This window comes from Aeromicrobium camelliae, assembly GCF_003850045.1.
Lineage (GTDB): Bacteria > Actinomycetota > Actinomycetes > Propionibacteriales > Nocardioidaceae > Aeromicrobium > Aeromicrobium camelliae.
In genome coordinates this window covers 105,350-122,936 of record NZ_RQJX01000003.1, presented here as the reverse complement: position 1 = coordinate 122,936, position 17,587 = coordinate 105,350, and the positions used below count along the sequence as shown (strand labels likewise).

17 protein-coding genes are annotated in these 17,587 nt (G+C 69.5%); 15 read left to right on the top strand and 2 right to left on the bottom strand.

What is annotated here, in order from left to right:
* The first annotated feature begins 10 nt into the window (after positions 1 to 10).
* Genes EHW97_RS03575 through EHW97_RS03540 form a run of 8 tightly spaced genes read left to right on the top strand, consistent with a single transcriptional unit; the run spans position 11 to position 7,360 of the window.
* A complete protein-coding gene (locus EHW97_RS03575; protein ID WP_124235789.1) occupies positions 11 to 1,084 on the top strand; it encodes a zinc-dependent alcohol dehydrogenase family protein in 1,074 nt (357 codons plus the stop codon).
* Entirely contained in the window at positions 1,081 to 2,313 is a 1,233-nt protein-coding gene (locus EHW97_RS03570) for a DUF4380 domain-containing protein (RefSeq protein WP_208001856.1), read from the top strand. Before EHW97_RS03575 ends, EHW97_RS03570 begins: the two co-directional genes overlap by 4 nt.
* Entirely contained in the window at positions 2,310 to 3,041 is a 732-nt protein-coding gene (locus EHW97_RS03565) for an SDR family NAD(P)-dependent oxidoreductase (RefSeq protein WP_124235788.1), read from the top strand. The genes EHW97_RS03570 and EHW97_RS03565 overlap by 4 nt, the downstream gene beginning before the upstream one ends.
* 25 nt (positions 3,042 to 3,066) lie before the next feature.
* The gene (locus EHW97_RS03560) at positions 3,067 to 3,783 is read left to right on the top strand and encodes a FadR/GntR family transcriptional regulator (RefSeq protein WP_243696288.1); all 717 of its coding nucleotides are present in this window, start codon (positions 3,067 to 3,069) and stop codon (positions 3,781 to 3,783) included.
* Positions 3,783 to 4,931 (top strand): galactonate dehydratase, encoded by a 1,149-nt coding sequence (dgoD, locus tag EHW97_RS03555; RefSeq protein WP_124235787.1) that lies wholly within the window; start codon positions 3,783 to 3,785, stop codon positions 4,929 to 4,931. The genes EHW97_RS03560 and dgoD overlap by 1 nt, the downstream gene beginning before the upstream one ends.
* Before the next feature lie 28 nt (positions 4,932 to 4,959).
* Positions 4,960 to 5,580 (top strand): bifunctional 4-hydroxy-2-oxoglutarate aldolase/2-dehydro-3-deoxy-phosphogluconate aldolase, encoded by a 621-nt coding sequence (locus EHW97_RS03550; protein WP_124235786.1) that lies wholly within the window; start codon positions 4,960 to 4,962, stop codon positions 5,578 to 5,580.
* Positions 5,577 to 6,503, top strand: a complete 927-nt coding sequence (locus tag EHW97_RS03545; RefSeq protein ID WP_124235785.1) for a sugar kinase — start codon at positions 5,577 to 5,579, stop codon at positions 6,501 to 6,503. The genes EHW97_RS03550 and EHW97_RS03545 overlap by 4 nt, the downstream gene beginning before the upstream one ends.
* Positions 6,500 to 7,360, top strand: coding sequence for an SMP-30/gluconolactonase/LRE family protein (locus EHW97_RS03540; protein ID WP_124235784.1), 861 nt, complete (start codon positions 6,500 to 6,502; stop codon positions 7,358 to 7,360). Before EHW97_RS03545 ends, EHW97_RS03540 begins: the two co-directional genes overlap by 4 nt.
* Here EHW97_RS03540 and EHW97_RS03535 read toward each other — a convergent pair whose 3' ends face one another.
* Positions 7,361 to 8,662 carry a sugar nucleotide-binding protein gene (locus EHW97_RS03535; RefSeq protein WP_124235783.1) on the bottom strand — a complete coding sequence of 434 codons (1,302 nt, stop codon included), beginning with the start codon at positions 8,660 to 8,662 and terminating at the stop codon, positions 7,361 to 7,363.
* Complete coding sequence (gene rfbB, locus EHW97_RS03530; protein ID WP_124235782.1) at positions 8,662 to 9,660, bottom strand: dTDP-glucose 4,6-dehydratase; 999 nt, start codon at positions 9,658 to 9,660, stop codon at positions 8,662 to 8,664. Before rfbB ends, EHW97_RS03535 begins: the two co-directional genes overlap by 1 nt.
* Positions 9,661 to 9,811: 151 nt before the next feature.
* On the opposite strand from rfbB, the gene rfbA reads away from it, so the two are divergent.
* From rfbA to EHW97_RS03495, 7 genes are all read left to right on the top strand, one after another.
* Positions 9,812 to 10,672 (top strand): glucose-1-phosphate thymidylyltransferase RfbA, encoded by an 861-nt coding sequence (gene rfbA, locus EHW97_RS03525; protein WP_124235781.1) that lies wholly within the window; start codon positions 9,812 to 9,814, stop codon positions 10,670 to 10,672.
* 352 nt (positions 10,673 to 11,024) lie between these two features.
* Positions 11,025 to 12,962, top strand: coding sequence for a LuxR C-terminal-related transcriptional regulator (locus EHW97_RS03520; protein WP_166367374.1), 1,938 nt, complete (start codon positions 11,025 to 11,027; stop codon positions 12,960 to 12,962).
* A 173-nt stretch (positions 12,963 to 13,135) separates the two neighbouring features.
* Positions 13,136 to 14,182 carry a TRAP transporter substrate-binding protein gene (locus EHW97_RS03515; protein ID WP_124235779.1) on the top strand — a complete coding sequence of 349 codons (1,047 nt, stop codon included), beginning with the start codon at positions 13,136 to 13,138 and terminating at the stop codon, positions 14,180 to 14,182.
* On the top strand, positions 14,175 to 14,738 hold the full coding sequence (locus tag EHW97_RS03510) for a TRAP transporter small permease (protein WP_166367373.1): 564 nt from the start codon (positions 14,175 to 14,177) through the stop codon (positions 14,736 to 14,738). The genes EHW97_RS03515 and EHW97_RS03510 overlap by 8 nt, the downstream gene beginning before the upstream one ends.
* Positions 14,738 to 16,009, top strand: coding sequence for a TRAP transporter large permease (locus tag EHW97_RS03505; protein WP_124235777.1), 1,272 nt, complete (start codon positions 14,738 to 14,740; stop codon positions 16,007 to 16,009). Before EHW97_RS03510 ends, EHW97_RS03505 begins: the two co-directional genes overlap by 1 nt.
* Positions 16,010 to 16,015: 6 nt before the next feature.
* Positions 16,016 to 16,831, top strand: coding sequence for an IclR family transcriptional regulator (locus EHW97_RS03500; protein WP_124235776.1), 816 nt, complete (start codon positions 16,016 to 16,018; stop codon positions 16,829 to 16,831).
* On the top strand, positions 16,828 to 17,580 hold the full coding sequence (locus tag EHW97_RS03495) for an SDR family NAD(P)-dependent oxidoreductase (RefSeq protein ID WP_124235775.1): 753 nt from the start codon (positions 16,828 to 16,830) through the stop codon (positions 17,578 to 17,580). The genes EHW97_RS03500 and EHW97_RS03495 overlap by 4 nt, the downstream gene beginning before the upstream one ends.
* Positions 17,581 to 17,587: the final 7 nt, after the last annotated feature.

Here is a 17,587-nt window from a genome sequence, read left to right as displayed (position 1 = left end):
GATCGTCGTCATGACCACCACCATCCCCAGCACGATGACGGGTGTGTACCTGCCCGGCACCTCCAGCACCGAGCGCCGCGAGCTTCCGGTGCCCACGCCCGGACCGGGGCAGGTCCTCGTGCAGGTCGGCGCCTCGGGCATCTGCGGCAGCGACATCGGCTACATCTACCGCGGCTACAAGACGCACAAGGGGGTCGACGGGCCTGCCTACCGCGGCGTCGTCAGCGGCCACGAACCGTCCGGGCGCATCGTCGCGGTCGGTGAGGGTGCGTCGCGTTTCGGCGTCGGCGACCGGGTCATCGTCTACCACATCGCCGGGTGCGGTCTGTGCGACAACTGCCGTCGGGGCTTCTACATCTCGTGCAGCGCGCCGTCGCGTGCGTCGTACGGATGGCAGCGCGATGGCGGCAACGCCCCCTACGTGCTCGCCGAGGAGCGGACCCTCGTGCCGCTGCCCGACGAGCTCTCGTACGTCGACGGCGCGCTGATCGCGTGCGGCTTCGGCACCGCGTACGAAGGTCTGCGACGCATCCGGGTGAGCGGCGAGGGAGACCTGCTCGTCGTCGGCCTCGGCCCGGTCGGGCTGGCCGCCGGGATGATCGGTCGCGGGATGGGCGCGCGCCGCGTGATCGGCATCGAGCCGAGCGAGGGCCGGCGCCGCTGGGCCGATCAGCTCGGCGTGTTCGACGCGACCTTCCACCCCGACGAGATCGGCGCGGCGCTCGACCTGACCGGCGGCGCGGGCTTCGCCTTCACGATCGACGCGTCGGGCACGGCGCCGGGTCGTTCCACGGCGCTCGAGGCTGCGGCCGAATGGGGCGACGTGTCTCTTGTGGGCGAGGGCGGCGAGTTGCGCACGGAGGTCTCCGACACGCTGCTGCACAAGCAACTGACGCTGCACGCCTCCTGGGTGACCTCCTTGCCCGCGATGGCCGAACTCGCGGAGAACCTCGTCGCCTGGGGGTTGCGTCCCGAGGCGATCGTGAGCGACCGCTTCACGCTGAACGAGTCCGACGAGGCGTTCGCTCTTGCCGCCGGAGCCAGTGACGGCAAGGTCGTCTTCGTCGCGGAAGGAGACGTGTGACGGTCGCCGTACTTCCCGCCGTCGAGGTCGACCAGGAGCCGGGCCGGCCCGCCGTGGTGTGGCTCGACAACGGCATCCTCCGGCTCGGCTTCCTCCCGGCCGCGGGCGGTCGCCTGCTGAGCGTGGTGCTGCGCGGGCAGGAGACCTTGTGGCGCAACTCCGCGCTGCTCGACGCCGCGTTGCATCCGGTGTCAGGCCAGCGCATCGAGCCGCACGACGGACCGATGAGCGCCTGGTCGAACTACGGAGGGGACAAGACCTGGCCCGCTCCGCAGGGGTGGTCCGGTCCAGGAGAGTGGGCCGGCCCTCCCGATCCGGTGCTGGACTCCGGCCCCTACCGCTGGGAGACCCGGCGTGACCCGAGCGGTGCGGCGGTCATCACGCTCACCAGCGCCGACGACCCCCGCTCCGGGCTGCGTATCGAGCGCGAGTTCACCGTGTCGCCCGGTGAGTCCGCGTACCGAGTGCGGCTCGTCGCCACCAACACCGGTGCCGAGCCCGTCAGGTGGGCGCTGTGGAACGTCACGCAACGAGCCGCGGGGGACCCAGGCGGCGGGGGAGTGTGGGTCGGCGTCGACCCGGCCGACCCGCGGACCGTCGAATTGGCGGTGGGCACGGGCGCCCCGACCTACGACCTTGCCGGCGCCGGCGTCATCGCCGTCCCGCACCAGGACGTCGTCGGAAAACTCGGATTCCCGACCGCGAGCGGTTGGCTCGCCCACGCGGCGGGCGGGTCGACCACGACCCAAGTCGTCGAGGTCGATCCCGCGGGGGAGTACCCCGATGAGGGATCGCGCGTCGAGGTCTGGATGGAGTACCCGTTGGACCACCCGCTGCCGCATCTCGACGACCTGCAGCCGTCGTCGCGCATCGTCGAGGTGGAGGTGCTCGGACCGCTGGTCGACCTGGCTCCCGGGGAGGCGACCGAGCTGACCTTCCGCTGCGCCACAGCGCGGGGCGAGTCGCCGGTCCGAGCCGTCGCTGAGGCGGGCCATTGGAGCGCTGTGACACCCCACGGCACTGGAGGAGTCACCGCGTCCTTCCACGCTTATGTCGACGGTGTGCTCCTGCTCGCCGACGATGAACAGATCCTCGGTGAGACCCGCGCCGGCGAGCCCACCGAACTCGTGGTCTCGCGCGCGCTGCTGGGGCGTCCCGTCGTCGTGCGCGAGCACGTGACGGCACGGAACGTCCCCGCCGGCCGGCTGCCCCAGGAGGAGCCCGCATGACCGCGACCGCGATCATCACCGGCGCAGCACGCGGCATCGGCGCGGCGACCGCCCGCCGACTGACGGAGGACGGCTGGAAGGTCGCGCTGCTCGACCGCGACGCGCTCGTCGAGTCGACAGCCGCCGAGCTGGGCGCGAACGCTCGCGGTTACGTCGGCGACGTCGCCTCGGCTGACGACTGGGAACGCATCGTGGCTGCGGTGCGCGAGGAGTTCGGACCGATCGACGGCCTCGTCTCCAACGCCCTCGTGACGGATCCGACGCCCTTGCACGAGATGGACGTCTCCTCCTGGCAGCGGCAGCTCGACGTCAACCTGACCGGGACGTTCCACGCCGTTCGCGCCTGCTTGCCCGACCTGCGCCGGGCGCGCGACGGGCGCGTCGTGGTGGTGTCCTCGGTGCACGCGTCCTTCGGCTTGCCGGACGTTCCCGGTTACGCGACGACCAAGGCGGGACTGACGGGCCTCACGCGACAGCTCGCCGTGCAGTACGGCGATGAGGTGCGGGTGAACTGCGTCGTTCCCGGGCCCATCCGCACAGCGCAATGGGACCGTCTCTCGGAGGAGGATCTGCGACAGAGTGCGCGCGAGACGGTGCTCGGTCGGCTCGGAAGGCCCGAGGAGGTCGCCGGCGTCATCGCCTTCCTGCTCGGCGACGACGCCTCCTTCATGACCGGCTCCACGGTCACCGTCGACGGCGGCTGGAGCATTACGAAGAACTCGTCGTGATGGTGCGGCGCGAACAGGAGGACACGTGGTGAGCGGATATCGGGGGCGCGGAGTCCACGGCAGCACGGTCGAGGTGCTCGGCGCCAGGATCGTGGACGGCACGCTCGCGCCGGGCGAGGTGCTGGATCTCAACGCGATCGGCGCTGAACTCGACGTCTCGCTGACCGCTCTGCGCGAGGCGATCAAGGTCCTGACGGCCAAGGGCCTGCTCGACGCGCGGCAGAAGCGGGGCACCTTCGTCCGTCCGCGGGCGGAGTGGAACGTCCTGGACAGTGACGTCATCCGCTGGCGCCAGGAGTCGGGCGACGCCGGCGCGGTGCTGCGCGACCTCGCCGAGGTCCGCAGCGCGATCGAGCCGACGGCGGCCGCCCTCGCCGCCCAGCGCCGCGACGAGGACGACATCGCTGCTCTCCGGGCGGCGCTCGCCGCGATGGAGGCGGCGCGCGACGGACTGGCCCGCGACGCAGCCGACGCCGACCTGCAGTTCCACCAGGCGTTGCTCGACGCCACCCACAACGAGCTGTTCGCCCAGATGAGCGTCTTCGTCGAACCGGCGCTCTACGTCCGTGACGAACTCGTGCACGACCACACCGTGAGTGACCCGGTGCCGAGCCACCAGCGCGTCGTGGAGGCCATCGTCGCGGGTGATGTCGACGAGGCGAGGGCGGCAGCGCTCGCCCTCTTGGAACAGAGCGTCGCCGACGTGTCGCGTGTGCTCGCCGAGGAACAGGGAGAGCGCTGATGAAGATCACCCGGATCGAGACGTTCGCGGTACCGCCGCGCTGGGTGTTCTGCCGAGTCGAGACCGACGAGGGCCTGGTCGGATGGGGCGAGCCGGTCGTCGAGGGACGAGCCGAGACGGTGCGGACGGCGGTGAGTGAGCTCTCCGAACTGCTGATCGGAGAGGACCCGCGCCGGATCGAGCACCACTGGCAGCGCCTCAGCAAGGGCGGTTTCTACCGCGGCGGCCCGGTGCTCTCCAGTGCAGTCGCCGGACTCGACCAGGCATTGTGGGACATCCTCGGGAAGTGGCTCGGGGTCCCGGTGCACGCGCTGCTCGGCGGAGCGGTTCGCGACCGTGTCCGGGTGTACGGATGGATCGGCGGCGACGACCCCCACGAGGTGGCGGACGCCGCGCGGCAGCAGTCGGCAGCCGGACTGACCGCCTTGAAGATGAACGCGACGGGCCGCTGGGACCGACTGGCCACGGCTGCCGGCGTGCGCGAGGTCGTCCGGCGAGTGGAGGAAGTCCGCGACGCCGTCGGCGACCAGGTCGACATCGCCGTCGACTTCCACGGCCGCGTGGGACCTGCGGACGCTCGTCGTCTTCTGAGTGCGATCGAGCCGCTGACGCCGATCTTCGTCGAGGAGCCGGTGCTGCCGGAATTCTCGATGCGGCTTCGCGACATCGTCGCCGGCACGACGATCCCGATCGCGACGGGGGAGCGACTGTTCGATCGGGCGAGTTTCCTGCCGGTCCTGGATGCAGGGGTCGCCGTGCTTCAGCCCGACCTCTCGCACGCCGGCGGAATCTCCGAGGTCCGCAGAATCGCGGCGCTCGGCGAGACGCACGGTGCGCTCCTCGCCCCGCATTGCCCGCTGGGCCCGATCGCCCTCGCCTCGAGCCTGCAGGTCGCCTTCGCCACCCCCAACTTCCTGTTGCAGGAGCAGTCCATCGGCATCCACTACAACGCCGGTTCGGCCGAGTTGCTCGACTACGTCATCGGCCGCGAGCCGCTGGCGTTCCCCGCCGGTCACATCGAGCGATGGGACGCCCCGGGCCTCGGCATCGAGGTGGACGAGGACGCGGTGCGCGCGGCCGACGCCGTCGGTCATCGCTGGCGCAGTCCGGTGTGGGAACACCCCGACGGTTCGTTCGCGGAGTGGTGAGGATGCGGCTCACCGAGAGGAGAACAGCATGGAGTTCGTAGAGCGGCTCGCCGATCACCGGCTGCTCGGCATCATCCGCGGGACGGATCCCGCGGCGAGCCTCGCGACGGCACTGACGCTCGTCGAGGAGGGGGTCCGGCTGTTCGAGGTCTCCCTGACGAGCGCGGACGCGCTCGCGGTGATGCAGCAGATCGCAGGGGCGGTCGGTTCCGACGTCGAACTCGGTGCCGGCACCGTCCTCACGGAAGAGCAGGTCGACGCCGCACTCGATCACGGAGCGACGTACATCGTCACGCCCGCGGTCGCGCCATCGGTCCCCTACGCCGTGGAGCGGGGCGTGCCGGTCGTCTGCGGCGCTCTGACGCCCACCGAGATCGTCGCAGCCGTGGGCCATGGCGTCGACGCCGTGAAGATCTTCCCCGCCAGCACGATGGGGCCTGGGTACCTCAAGGACCTGCGGGCTCCGTTCCCGGACGTGCCCTTCGTCCCGGTCGGCGGCGTGGGAGCGGCGGAGGTGCCGCAGTACCTCGGGCACGGGGCCGTCGCCGTCGGCGTGGCCAGCCCCCTCTGCGGTGACGCCCCCGACGGCGGCGACCTCCACGCGTTGCGTCTTCGGGCGCGTGACTTCCTGGCGCAGGTGGCGCGATGAGTGTCGACGTGCTGACCGTCGGCGAGACGATGACCGCGGTGCGCTGCGACGGTCTGCTGCGTCTCGGCGGACGAGCGAGCCTCTCCATCGCCGGTGCGGAGAGCAACCTGGCCATCGCCATGGCCCGCCTCGGCCATCGGGTCGCATGGTCCGGCCGGGTGGGGGCCGACGAGTCCGGTGAACTCGTCCGGCGCACGCTGGCAGCCGAAGGAGTGGACGCCTCGACCGTGGTCCGCGACCCCGACGCGCCGACCGGACTGCTCGTGTTCGAGCAGCGCCTTCCCGACCTGACTCGGGTGGAGTACCACCGTCGTCACTCCGCCGGCTCGCGCTGGTGCCGCGACGACGTGCAGGCCGCCCTGGACCTGCGCCCCCGCGTGGTGCACGTGACCGGAGTGACGGCAGCGTTGTCGGAGTCAGCCCGAGAGGCGCTGACGACGTTGGTCGATGAGTCCCGAGCGCGGGGCGCGCTCGTCAGCTTCGACGTGAACTTCCGTTCTCGGCTGTGGTCGGCGGCGGACGCGGCGCCCGTGCTCGCGTCGCTCGCGCGCCGGGCCGACGTCGTCATCGCCTCGCCCGATGAGCTCGACCTCGTGGCCGACGAACCGGGCAGCCTGTTGCAGGCGGGCGTCCGGGAGGTCGTCATCAAGCGCGGAGCCGACGGCGCCACCGTGCTGACGAGTGACGGCGAAGTCAGCGCCCCCGCCCGTCGCGTGCGCGTCGTGGACTCGATCGGTGCCGGTGACGCCTTCGGCGCCGGTTACCTGTCCGCGCTCGTCGATGGCGGCGACGTCACAGAGCGGCTCCGTCGCGGCGTCGTGCTCGGAGCCTTCGCCGTGGCGAGTTCGGGAGACTGGGAGGGCCTCCCCACGCGGGAGGAGCTGGCCCTGATCGACGTGGAGGAAGGACAGGCGATCCGATGAGCGTGCTGCAGGGGGACTGGGAAGCGGTCGACGACCGGCGCTGCGAACTCGGTGAAGGCGCACGCTTTCTCGGCGATCAGGGATTCGTCCTGGTCGACCTGCTCGACGGGCGGCTCTACTCGACCTCAGGGCAGCCCCGTGCGGGGATGCGTCTCGAGCACCACCTCGACGTCCCCCTCGGCGCTGTGGCGCCGTCGGGTGACGGCTGGATCGCCGCCGCGGGCGAGGGCGTCGCGGTGCTCAGCGACGACGGGCCGCGCTGGTTGGCCGAACCGGCGGCCGGGCGTTCGGTCCCGATGCGGATGAACGACGGCGTGGCCGATCCGGCAGGCCGCTTCTGGGCGGGCGCGATGCCCTACGACGACGTGCCGGGAGCGGGATTCCTGCTGCGGGTGGACCGCGACGGCTCAGTGGACGTCGTTCTCGAAGGACTCACCATCCCCAACGGGCCGGCCATCTCGCCGGACGGCCGGCGCCTGTACCTGTCGGACACTCCGACCGGACGTATCCGGGTGCACGCGTTGGACCCGCAGACCGGCGAACTCGGAGCGGCCAGCGACTTCGCGCACGTGGAGGACGGGGGACCCGACGGTATGACCGTGGACGCCGAGGGCTGCCTGTGGTCCGCCATCTGGGGTGCAGGGCGGCTTCATCGGTACGCTCCGGACGGGACGCTGGTGGAGCAGATCCCCGTTCCCGTTCGGCAGCCCACGAGTATCGCGCTGAGCGACGCGGCGCCCTACCGGGTCATCGTGACCTCGGCGACGCACGGACTCGACGAGCCGGCCGACCACGACGGGCGGGTGATCACCGCGCCGGTCGCCGTCGCCGGTCTGCGGGCCTGCTCCTTCGGCTGATCAGCCCTGGGCGAGCGCCGAGTGGCGCGGCCGCGGCGCGGTGAGCTTTCCGGCGGCGTACTCCTCGGTGCTGACGCCGGTCACGTCGGCCGGATCGCGTCCCTCCTCGACGAACACCTCACGCGCGATGTCGGCCCACGATTTGGGGTCGCCGCCGCCCGTCACGTGGTGCACCCCGTACGGCGCCGAGGTCTCCAACAGGCGGAGGATGCCGGCGGCGAGCTCGTCGGCGTGGGTGAGCCGCCCGATCTGGTCGTTCACGACCGAGGGGCTGACGCCGTCGCGCGCGAGCCGGCGCATCGTGTCGACGAAGTTCTTGCCCTCGCCGATGACCCAGCTCGTCCGCACGATGTAGTGGCGCGGCACCGTGGACGTCACCGCCTCGCCGGCGGCCTTGGTCTGCCCGTAGACGCCGAGCGGCGAGAGTGGCTCGTCGAGCGGGTGCTCCTCGACCGTGCCGTCGAAGACGTAGTCGCTGGAGACGTTGACGAGGGTGAGGCCCTTCTCGATCGCGATGCGCGCCAGCGCCGCCACGCCGGTGACGTTGACCGCCCAGGCGTCGCGTCGTCCGTCGGGAGTCTCAGCGCCGTCGACGTTCGTGTACGCCGCCGCGTTGATGATCGTCTGGACGTCGTCCCACGGCACGGCGTCGAGGGTGGCCGGGTCGGCGAGGTCGACCGTGCTGCGGTCGTAGAACAGGAAGTCGGGGCGCGCCTTGCGCAGCGCGCGGCCCAGCTGGCCGTTCGCGCCGAGCACCACCGTCTGCTTGGGCGCCATCGGCGTGACGTCGGCCAGCATCGGGTGGTTCTTGTCCTTGTCGGACATCTCGGTGATCTCGACAGGCCAGGGGATCGCGAGTTCAGGATCGAGCAGGTTGACGTTCGTGTAGGTCGCGTCGGCACGCCAGTGAGCGTTGACGAGATAGGAGTACGCGGTGTCGTCCTCCATGACCTGGAACGAGTTGGCCACTCCGCGCGGCACGAAGACGGCCGTCTCGGGGTTCAGCTCGGTCCAGAAGGTCTGACCGAAGCTCTCGCCCTCGCGCAGGTCCACCCACGCGCCGAAGGCCCGGCCCGCAGCCACGGAGACGAACTTGTCCCACGGCTCGGCGTGGATGCCGCGGATGGTGCCGGCGGTGCCGTTGAACGAGACGTTGTTCTGCACGGGGCCGAAGTCGGGCAGCCCGAGGGCCGTCATCTTCTCGCGCTGCCAGTTCTCCTTGAACCAGCCGCGGTTGTCGCCGTGGACGTCGAGGTGGACGACGAGCAGGCCCGGGATGGCGGTGGTGTCGACGCTGACCATCACTGCCCCAATGCGGCGTACTTGGCTTCGACCTCGGCCTTCTTGGGCCGCCACCAGGCTTCGTGGTCGCGGTACCACTGGACGGTGTCCTCGAGGCCGGCGGCGAAGTCGGTGAACCGCGGGGTCCAGCCCAGCTCGTTGCGCAGCTTCGTGGAGTCGATCGCGTAGCGCAGGTCGTGGCCGGCGCGGTCGGTGACGTGGTCGAAGTCGTCGGCGGGACGGCCGAAGAGCTGCAGCAGCATCTCGACGACCTCCTTGTTGGTCTTCTCACCGTCAGCACCGATGAGGTAGGTCTCGCCGATGCGGCCCTTCTCCAGGATCGTCATGACGGCACTGGAGTGGTCCTCGGCGTGGATCCAGTCGCGCACGTTGCGGCCGTCGCCGTAGACGCGCGGGCGGATGCCGTCGATGAGGCCGGTGATCTGGCGCGGGATGAACTTCTCGATGTGCTGCCACGGCCCGTAGTTGTTCGAGCAGTTGGAGATCGTGGCCTGCACCCCGAACGACCGGACCCAGGCGCGGACGAGCAGGTCGGAGCCGGCCTTGGTGGAGGAGTAGGGGCTCGACGGGTTGTACGGCGTCGACTCGGTGAACCGGTTCGGGTCGTCGAACTCGAGGTCGCCGTAGACCTCGTCGGTGGAGATGTGGTGGAAGCGGGTGCCGTGCTTGCGGACCGCCTCCAGCAGCGTGTACGTCCCGATGATGTTGGTGTCGAGGAACGGCCGCGGTCCCTGCAGCGAGTTGTCGTTGTGCGACTCGGCGGCGAAGTGCACGATGGCGTCGTGCGAGGCCGCGAGGCCGTCGACGAGTTCGGCGTCGGCGATGTCGCCCACCACGAGCTCCACCCGGTCGGCCGGCAAGGCCTCCAGGCTCTCGCGGTTGCCCGCGTAGGTCAGCTTGTCGAGGACCGTCACGAACAGGTCGGTCTCGCGCACCACATGGTGCACGAAGTTGGACCCGATGAAGCCGGCGCCGCCGGTGACCACGATGCGTTGCATGAGGACGACGCTATCAATCGCGGCGTGATCGGCTCCGCTCCGTTCGCACTGCCGCACGAGGCGCGACGCGGTGCGCCCGCGGAGTCCGGGCTGGGTCGCACTGCGGCGAACTCGCGGCGCTGCGGCACCGGCGAGCCGCTATGTTCGTTCCATGCGCGGAATCATCCTGGCCGGCGGCACCGGCTCCCGGCTGCACCCGATCACCCTCGGCGTCAGCAAGCAGCTCGTGCCCGTGTACGACAAGCCGATGATCTACTACCCGCTGTCGACTCTCATGACGGCCGGCATCCGAGACATCCTCGTCATCACGACCCCGCACGACGCGGAGCAGTTCCAACGGCTGCTCGGTGACGGCTCGCATCTGGGGGTGAACCTCACCTACGCGCAGCAGCCGAGCCCGGACGGGCTGGCTCAGGCCTTCATCATCGGCGAGCAGCACGTCGGCGACGAGGGCGTCGCCCTGGTCCTCGGCGACAACATCTTCTACGGCGCGGGCGTCGGCACGAGCCTGCACCGCTTCGACGACACCGAGGGCGCCGCGGTCTTCGGCTACTGGGTCGCCGATCCAACGGCCTACGGCGTCGTCGAGTTCGACGACAACGGCATCGCCGTCTCCCTGGAGGAGAAGCCGGCGCAGCCCAAGAGCAACTATGCGGTGCCGGGGCTGTACTTCTACGACAACTCGGTCGTCGAGCGCGCCAAGGGACTCGAGCCGTCTGCCCGTGGTGAGCTCGAGATCACCGACCTCAACCGCCTCTATCTCGAGGACGGCACCCTCCAGGTCGAGGTGCTGCCGCGCGGAACGGCCTGGCTCGACACCGGCACGTTCGACGACCTCGCCGACGCGGGCGCCTTCGTCCGCACGATCGAGAAGCGCCAGGGCCTCAAAATCGCCTGCCCCGAGGAGATCGCCTGGCGTCAGGGGTGGCTGAGCGACGAGGAGCTGCGCGAGCGAGCGACCCCGCTCGTCAAGAGCGGGTACGGCCAGTACCTGCTCGACCTGCTCGGCTGAGGACGACCGGGTCGCCGCGCGTCAGCGATGCCGCGCGCGGGGCCGGTCCCGTTTATCCTCGGGGTGATGCATAGCTCCCGCTGGCTCGACCGGGCCGACCTCGTCGCCCATCTCGATGCGCCGGCGCAGGTGGCCGGTGTGGTGGGCCTTCGGGGGACCGGCAAGTCGACGCTCCTGCGGCAGTGGTCCGCCGGACAGTCGGATGCGGTGTGGTGGCGCGAACCGGCCGAGCTTCCCGATGAGGGTGTGGTCCTCGTCGGTGACGCGGGTGCGCTCTCTCCCGAGGACGTCGAGGAGCTCACTGCATGGCTGGAGTCCGGCGGCGACCGGCGCCTCCGGTTCGCCGCCTGCGATGTCGACGCCGTGGCGGACGAGCGCGGCGCCGGCCGCGCTCTCGGAGGCCGAGACCGTCGCACTGTTGGGACAGTTCGAGAGCCTCGCCGACCCGCGACTCGTGCATGTCCTGACCCGCGGTGTCCTCGCCGCCGTCGTGCTCGTCGGGCGGCACGGCGCCGTCTCGGCGGCCGACATCATCGATGCGCTGAGCCGAGGTGACGCGGTGGCCGGTCCGCTCGCGGAGCTGGCCGCCCTCGAGCACGTTCCGCGCGTCATGCTCGACGAGCTGGATCTTCTCGACGAGGCCCATCGGCTGATCCGCAGCGGGCTCGCCGAGTGGAACCTCGGGCGCCGCGCGATGCGATGGTCGCCGATCGCCCGGTGGAGCACGCTGCAGGGAAAGCCCCGCGACGATGACCGGGAACGTGCCCTGAACCAGGACGCGGCCGTCACGCTCCTTCGCGACGACCAGCCGTACGAGGCGCTCGTCCAAGCCGCCCACGCGGGCCGGCTCGACCTCGTCGACCCGGCGTTGAAGCTCGGCGGGATGCCCTTGGTCACGGGCCACGGCTACGAGATCCGGGTCCTCGTCGGGGAGGTGCCCGTCTGGAGGCTGCGCAAGTACCCGGTGCTGTGTCTGGCCCTCGGCATCATCTTCAACGCGCGCCGCGAGTTCCGGCTTCGAGCCGTCGAGCTCCTCGGCGTGGCGGTGGTCGCGGCCCGGCTGGCGCCCCGACGTTCGGCTGACCGTGCGCTGCTGCGCGCTGTCGAAAGCGTCGGACTGCGGATCACCCAATCCGGCGACGGAGGTTCTCGCGCGGCGCTCGCCGCCGTCGACCTGCTGGATTCGCTGCCGGCCCGGTCGCGCGACGAGATCGCCGCGCTCGAGTCCGACCTTCGCGTGCATCTGGGCATCAGCCTGCTCTACGGCGGGAAACTCGACGACGCCTGCGCACAGTTCGAGCAGGCTCGTCTGCTCGCCGCACGGCCGATGATCGAGTTGATGAGTCTCGGTGGCCTCGCGCTGGTCGAGGCGCTGCGCGGTGACGTCCCCTCTACCGCGACCCGGATCGAGGCCGCGCATGTCCGGGACTGGCCTTCGGAGAAGTTGGACGAGTACCAGGGCAGCATGCTCCGGATCGCCGAGGCGGTGCACGCCGTCGAACGTCAGGACTTCGCGCAAGCGCAGGAACGGATCGACGCCCTGTGGCCGATCATCGAGACCATCGAGCACTGGTCCCTGCTCGCGCGGGCGCAAGCGCTCGTCGATATCGGGACGGCTCGGGCGCGACCAGGGTTGATCGCCTTCCGGGCCTTGCGAGAACGGCGCGGCTCTGCGGTGAGCCCGCACGACGCCGACCTGCTCGACGTCGCCGAGCAGTGGCTGATGCTGGCCTCGGGGGAGGTCGGTTCGGCTCAACGGCTGCGGCTGCGGAGTCGCAGCGGGCCGGCGTTGCGCTTGGAGGTCGCTCGCGGCGCCGTGCTGCGCGGTGACGGCCAACGGGCCTGGACCATCATCGGTGCGGTCCGCACCGATGCGCCTGCCCTGCGGCTGACGCGGCTGCTGCTGACGGCAGCGACCCATCTCGCGGGCGGGCAGCGGGATGCCGCCGAGGAGTCGGCCGCGCAAGCGGCCGGCGTGGCCGCGGCGTTCGAGCTTCGCACGCCGCTGTGGTTCGCGCCGCAGAACGTGCTCGCGTTGGCGCCGCTGGCTCCCCTCGGCGTGACGTCGGTCCTGCCGCGGCGCCCCGAGGGCGAACCCCTTACGCCCCGTGAGCTGGTCATCTTGCATGAACTGGTCGCGACCGCCAACATCGAGCAGATCGCCGAGCGTCTGCATGTCTCGGCCAATACGGTGCGCACGCAGCGGCAATCGCTGTACCGGAAGTTGAAGGCCACATCGCGCGACGAGGCCATCGGCCGCGCCATCGCGATGGGGCTGCTCGACGACTGACCCGTCGTCGCCCGGACATTGTCAGCGCACCAAATCGCTTGGAATTCCAAGGGCTGTGTGACGCACGCCTCGTTAATGACCCACCCCCTGTGCCGACGGTCACAGCGGGGTGTGCATAGTATCTCTCACTAGATAGAACGTGATTCCGGTCACCGGAATATGAGAGGTTAGCTATGACCACACACCCCCGACGCGCGGCTCTGGCCATCACGGCTGTCGCTTCCGCGGCCCTCGTTTCCGCGTGCAGCTTCGGAACGGGTGCCGCCTCCGACGGCCCCGTCACCCTCAAGCTCGCCCACGTCTTCCCCGAATCCTCGGCCGTCCACACGGCCGCGACCGCTCTCGCTGAGCGCGCTCCCGAAGTCACCGACGGCCGGGTCAAGTTCGACGTCTACCCCGGTAGCCAGCTCGGTGGTGACGAGGAGCTCGGCGCCGGCCTCGCAAGCGGCGACGTCGAATGTGCGTTCTTCGCGGCGACCGCCTCCGGCCTGGATGACCGCCTCCAGCTCTCGCTGCTGCCCTTCATTGCTACGACCTACGAGGCGGTCGACGAGATCTTCTTCGACCCGGAGGGCGTGCTGCAGACCAACGAGCGCGAGGCACTGGAGGAGACCGGTATCACCGCCCTCGGCTTCTACGAGAACGACTTCCGCGGACTGACCAACAACAGCCGCCCGATCGAGACTCCCGAGGACATGGCCGGCATGAGCTTCCGTGTTCCAGGGCTCTCGATGTACACCAAGCTGTTCGAGGCCTGGGACGCCAAGCCCGTCGCCATTCCCTTCCCCGAGCTCTACACCGCGCTTCAGCAGGGAACGGTCGATGGTCAGGACAACGGTGTCGTGCTGACGTACAACTCGCGCTTCCAGGAGGTGCAGAAGCACCTCACACTCACCCGGCACGCCTATGGCATGGGGAACATCTCCTGCAACACCGGCGTCTGGGAGTCCCTCTCCGAGGAGGATCGGGAGGCGCTCAGCGAGGTGATCGACGAGATCACCGCTGACGCTACGCAGGAAGTCCGGGACTCGGTCGCCGAACGGCTCAACGAGCTCAAGGAGGATGGCGTGCAGGTCGTCGAGCTGAGCGACACGCAGCGCGCCGCGTTCGCCGCGATCAAGGACGAGGTGTGGGCGAGCCAGGAGTCGGTCTTCGGTGCGGACACGCTCGACCAGCTGCGCAAGGAGTCGCAGGCCGCCACGGAGGCCACAGGTGAGTGACCAGGCAGGGGCACCCGTCCCCGTACTGGACAGCGGGCTGGCGGTGTTCGACCGCGCCTTGCGTGTGCTGCTGACAGTGGCTTTCGCCGCGATTCTGGTCGTCACGCTCGCACAGGTGGCTGGTCGCAACGGCCTTCTCGGCACGTTCACCGGTGCGGACGAGATCGCTCGCTACCTCATGATCGTGACCACGTTCCTGGCAATTCCGGTGTTGATCCGAGCGCGGCTCCATATCGCGGTCGACGCGCTGGCCCACTATCTGCCGACTGGGCGAGTGCAGGTCTGGCTCCACCGGCTGATCTATGCGATCGAGGCGGCGTTCTACCTCCTCTTCGCGAACTTCACGGTGCTGGTCATCGGTAACTACCAGCGGACGGGGCAGAAGTCGGCGGAGCTCGCGATCCCGCTCAGTTGGCCCATGCTCGCGATGGTCGTCGGAGCCATCCTCGGGGCCGTCGTGAGCCTGGCGTACCTGCTGCGGACGTTCCTTCGCAGCGCTGACTACACGACCAAGCACGGCGCGGGTTTCCCGGGCGCAGAGGGAGTTGAGCACTGATGCCGATTGCAGCACTCGCCGTCGTTGCACTCATCGTCGTCGGCGTGGCCGTCGCGGTGGCCTTCGGGATCGGTGCGCTGATCTTCTTCATCCTGCTCGGCAGCAACCCGGGTCAGGTGTCGTCGGTTGCGTTTCGCACGCTCGACTCGTTCACCTACCTCGCGATCCCGTTCTTCCTGTTGGCCGGCGCAATCATGCAGTCCGGAGGCGTCTCGAAGCGTCTCATCGAGTTCGTCGGATTGATCGCAGGACGCTTCAAGGGTGGGCTCGGCGCCACGATGGTCGGCGCGTGCGCGTTGTTCGGTTCCATTTCAGGATCGTCGGTAGCGACAGTTTCCGCGATCGGACGGATCATGTCCAAGGACATGGCCGATCGCGGCTACCCCAAGCAGTACGTCGGTTCGTTGATCGCGGTGTCCGGCATCATCGGCATCCTCATCCCGCCGAGCGTTCCGATCATCGTGTACGCGGTCGCGGCCGGAATTTCGATCTCGGACATGTTCCTCGCGGGAGCCGTGGTGGGCATCCTGCTGACCATCGTGCTCGTGACCTACAACCTGCTGTGGGCACGCGGACGCGAGCTCGACGATCTCGGCGCCCGGTTGAGCACCGAGCAGCGCCGCAGCACGTCGCGACGGATCAGCGGTGCGATTCCGGCTCTGGTGATGCCGATCATCATCCTCGGCGGCATTTACTCGGGAGCGTTCACGCCGACCGAGTCCGGAGCGATCGCCTGTGCCTACGGTCTCCTCGTTGGACTGCTGATCTATCGCGAACTGAAACCGTCAGCAGTCGGCGGAACCATCCTCAACGGTCTGCTCGCGACCGCACCCATCCTGCTGATCATCGCGATGGGCGGGGCGTTCGCTCGAGCCGTCGTGATCTCCGGTGTGCCGCAGACGCTCGCCGACACCATCGCCGGGTGGGCGATCCCCGCTTGGGGGCTTCTCATCGTGCTGAACCTGCTGCTGTTCTTCATCGGCATGTTCATCGAGGAGAACACGGCGATCGTGATCCTCGTGCCTTTGTTGCTGCCGCTCACGACGGCGTACGGAATCGATCCGGTGCAGTTCGGCATCATCATGGTTCTCAACCTGGGAATGGGTCTTGCCACACCTCCGTTCGCGCCGAACCTGTTCGTGGCTGCCAGCGCGACCGAGACCCCGTTCCACACGCTGGTCCTCCCGGCGTTGCGCCTGCTCATTGTCGGCGTTCTTCCCGTGCTCGTGGTCGTGAACGTCTTCCCTGTCCTCACAACCTTCATGAGGTGATCGCACATGACTGACGAACGAGGAGCTCGCTCCGCAGGGGACGGGACGGTGGCACGGGCAATGCGTCTGCTCGCGGCCGTGGTGGACGCCGAGGGACCGGTCAGCGTCAACGCGCTGGCCGACGTGTCCTCGCTGCCGGCGTCGACCACTCACCGTCTGCTCGGCCTTCTGGTCGATACCGGGATGGTGACCCACGATCCGCAGCTGCGGTCGTACAGCGTCGGCCCGGAGACCTACCGGCTCGCCGCGCGCACACTGCAGACCGTCGATCTCCCCGGCATCATTCAGCCGGTGCTCGACCGGCTGGCAGGGGAGTTCGGTGAGACCGTGATCTTCGGTCTGTATTCGCCGGCGACATCGACGCTGTCGTTCGCCGGCCGCGCTGACGGTGATCACGTGCTGCAGTACCGGATCGAGCTCAACACGCCGACCCCAGTGCTCTGGGGCGCCTCGGGGAAGGCGGTCGCCGCCTTCCTGCCGGACGACGAGCTCAAAGCGGCCTACGAGAGGGAGTCCGCAGGATCGGGCGGCGGTCGTTCAGTCGGCGGCGCTGAACTGCCGAGTCTGGAGCGGCTGAGCGACGACCTCACGATCATCCGCGAGCAGGGCTACGTCGAGTCGCAGGGCGAGAAGCTCCCCGGCGCCCGAGGGATCGCAGTGCCCGTGATCGGACCCCGCGGGGTGGTGGGTTCCCTCACGCTGACCCATCCGCAGAACCGCGCTCCCGCCGGTGACACCGAGAGCATCGTTGTCGCGATGCAGGCTGGCGCCGGCGACATCGCTCGGTATTTCGGTGCGCCCGACAGGCAGGAGAAGAAATGATCGGCCATGACGGCCGTGTCGTACTGGTGACCGGCGGTGCAGCTGGAATCGGGCACGCCTGTGCGGTGACCTTCGCCGCCGCCGGAGCCCGCGTGCACGTGCTCGATCGCGACGACCCGCGTGAGCCCGTGACCGACGTGACCTATCACCGGGCGGACTTACGGGACCAGGCCAGCGTCGATGCGGTGGTGGGACGTATCGAGGCGACCGACGGTCACCTCGACGTTCTCGTCAACAACGCGGGGGTGAGCTTCGTCGGCGACATCGAGGACGGCAGCGAGGAGCAGTGGCACGCGCTGTGGGACCTCAACGTGCTCGGCTACGTCAGGGCCACTCGCGCCGCGTTGCCCCTGCTGCGCCGATCCGCTGCCGCGTCCATCATCAACATGTCGTCGTGCACGGCCGCCTCCGGCTTCCGCCAACGCGCGTTGTATTCAGCGACCAAGGGCGCCATCGAGTCGATGACGCGGTCCATGGCCGCCGATCTGGTGGCCGAGGACATCTGCGTCAACGCCGTCAACCCGGGCACCGTGGATACACCCTTCATGGCCGAACTCGCCGCGCGGGCCGACGATCCCGAGCAGCGGCGGCGTGAGTTCGACGAGCGCCAGCCCACCGGCCGCATGGTCCGCCCGGACGAAGTCGCCCTGGCGGCCCTCTACCTGGCGCACCCCGCGATGCGATCGAGCATCGGGACGGTCGTCACCGTCGACGGCGGAATCGCCGCACTTCATCTGACTCGAGCTTGAGTCGACA

Bases quoted from the DNA above. Each gene is read 5' to 3' on its own strand.
- EHW97_RS03520 (WP_166367374.1), top strand. From the start codon at position 11,025: ATGTCGACGCCGTGGCGGACGAGCGCGGCGCCGGCCGCGCTCTCGGAG.
- dgoD (WP_124235787.1), top strand. From the start codon at position 3,783: ATGAAGATCACCCGGATCGAGACGTTCGCGGTACCGCCGCGCTGGGTG.
- EHW97_RS03565 (WP_124235788.1), top strand. From the start codon at position 2,310: ATGACCGCGACCGCGATCATCACCGGCGCAGCACGCGGCATCGGCGCG.
- EHW97_RS03545 (WP_124235785.1), top strand. From the start codon at position 5,577: ATGAGTGTCGACGTGCTGACCGTCGGCGAGACGATGACCGCGGTGCGC.
- EHW97_RS03500 (WP_124235776.1), top strand. From the start codon at position 16,016: ATGACTGACGAACGAGGAGCTCGCTCCGCAGGGGACGGGACGGTGGCA.
- EHW97_RS03505 (WP_124235777.1), top strand. From the start codon at position 14,738: ATGCCGATTGCAGCACTCGCCGTCGTTGCACTCATCGTCGTCGGCGTG.
- EHW97_RS03535 (WP_124235783.1), bottom strand. From the start codon at position 8,662: ATGGTCAGCGTCGACACCACCGCCATCCCGGGCCTGCTCGTCGTCCAC.
- EHW97_RS03515 (WP_124235779.1), top strand. From the start codon at position 13,136: ATGACCACACACCCCCGACGCGCGGCTCTGGCCATCACGGCTGTCGCT.
- EHW97_RS03550 (WP_124235786.1), top strand. From the start codon at position 4,960: ATGGAGTTCGTAGAGCGGCTCGCCGATCACCGGCTGCTCGGCATCATC.
- EHW97_RS03540 (WP_124235784.1), top strand. From the start codon at position 6,500: ATGAGCGTGCTGCAGGGGGACTGGGAAGCGGTCGACGACCGGCGCTGC.
- EHW97_RS03495 (WP_124235775.1), top strand. From the start codon at position 16,828: ATGATCGGCCATGACGGCCGTGTCGTACTGGTGACCGGCGGTGCAGCT.
- rfbA (WP_124235781.1), top strand. From the start codon at position 9,812: ATGCGCGGAATCATCCTGGCCGGCGGCACCGGCTCCCGGCTGCACCCG.
- EHW97_RS03575 (WP_124235789.1), top strand. From the start codon at position 11: ATGACCACCACCATCCCCAGCACGATGACGGGTGTGTACCTGCCCGGC.
- rfbB (WP_124235782.1), bottom strand. From the start codon at position 9,660: ATGCAACGCATCGTGGTCACCGGCGGCGCCGGCTTCATCGGGTCCAAC.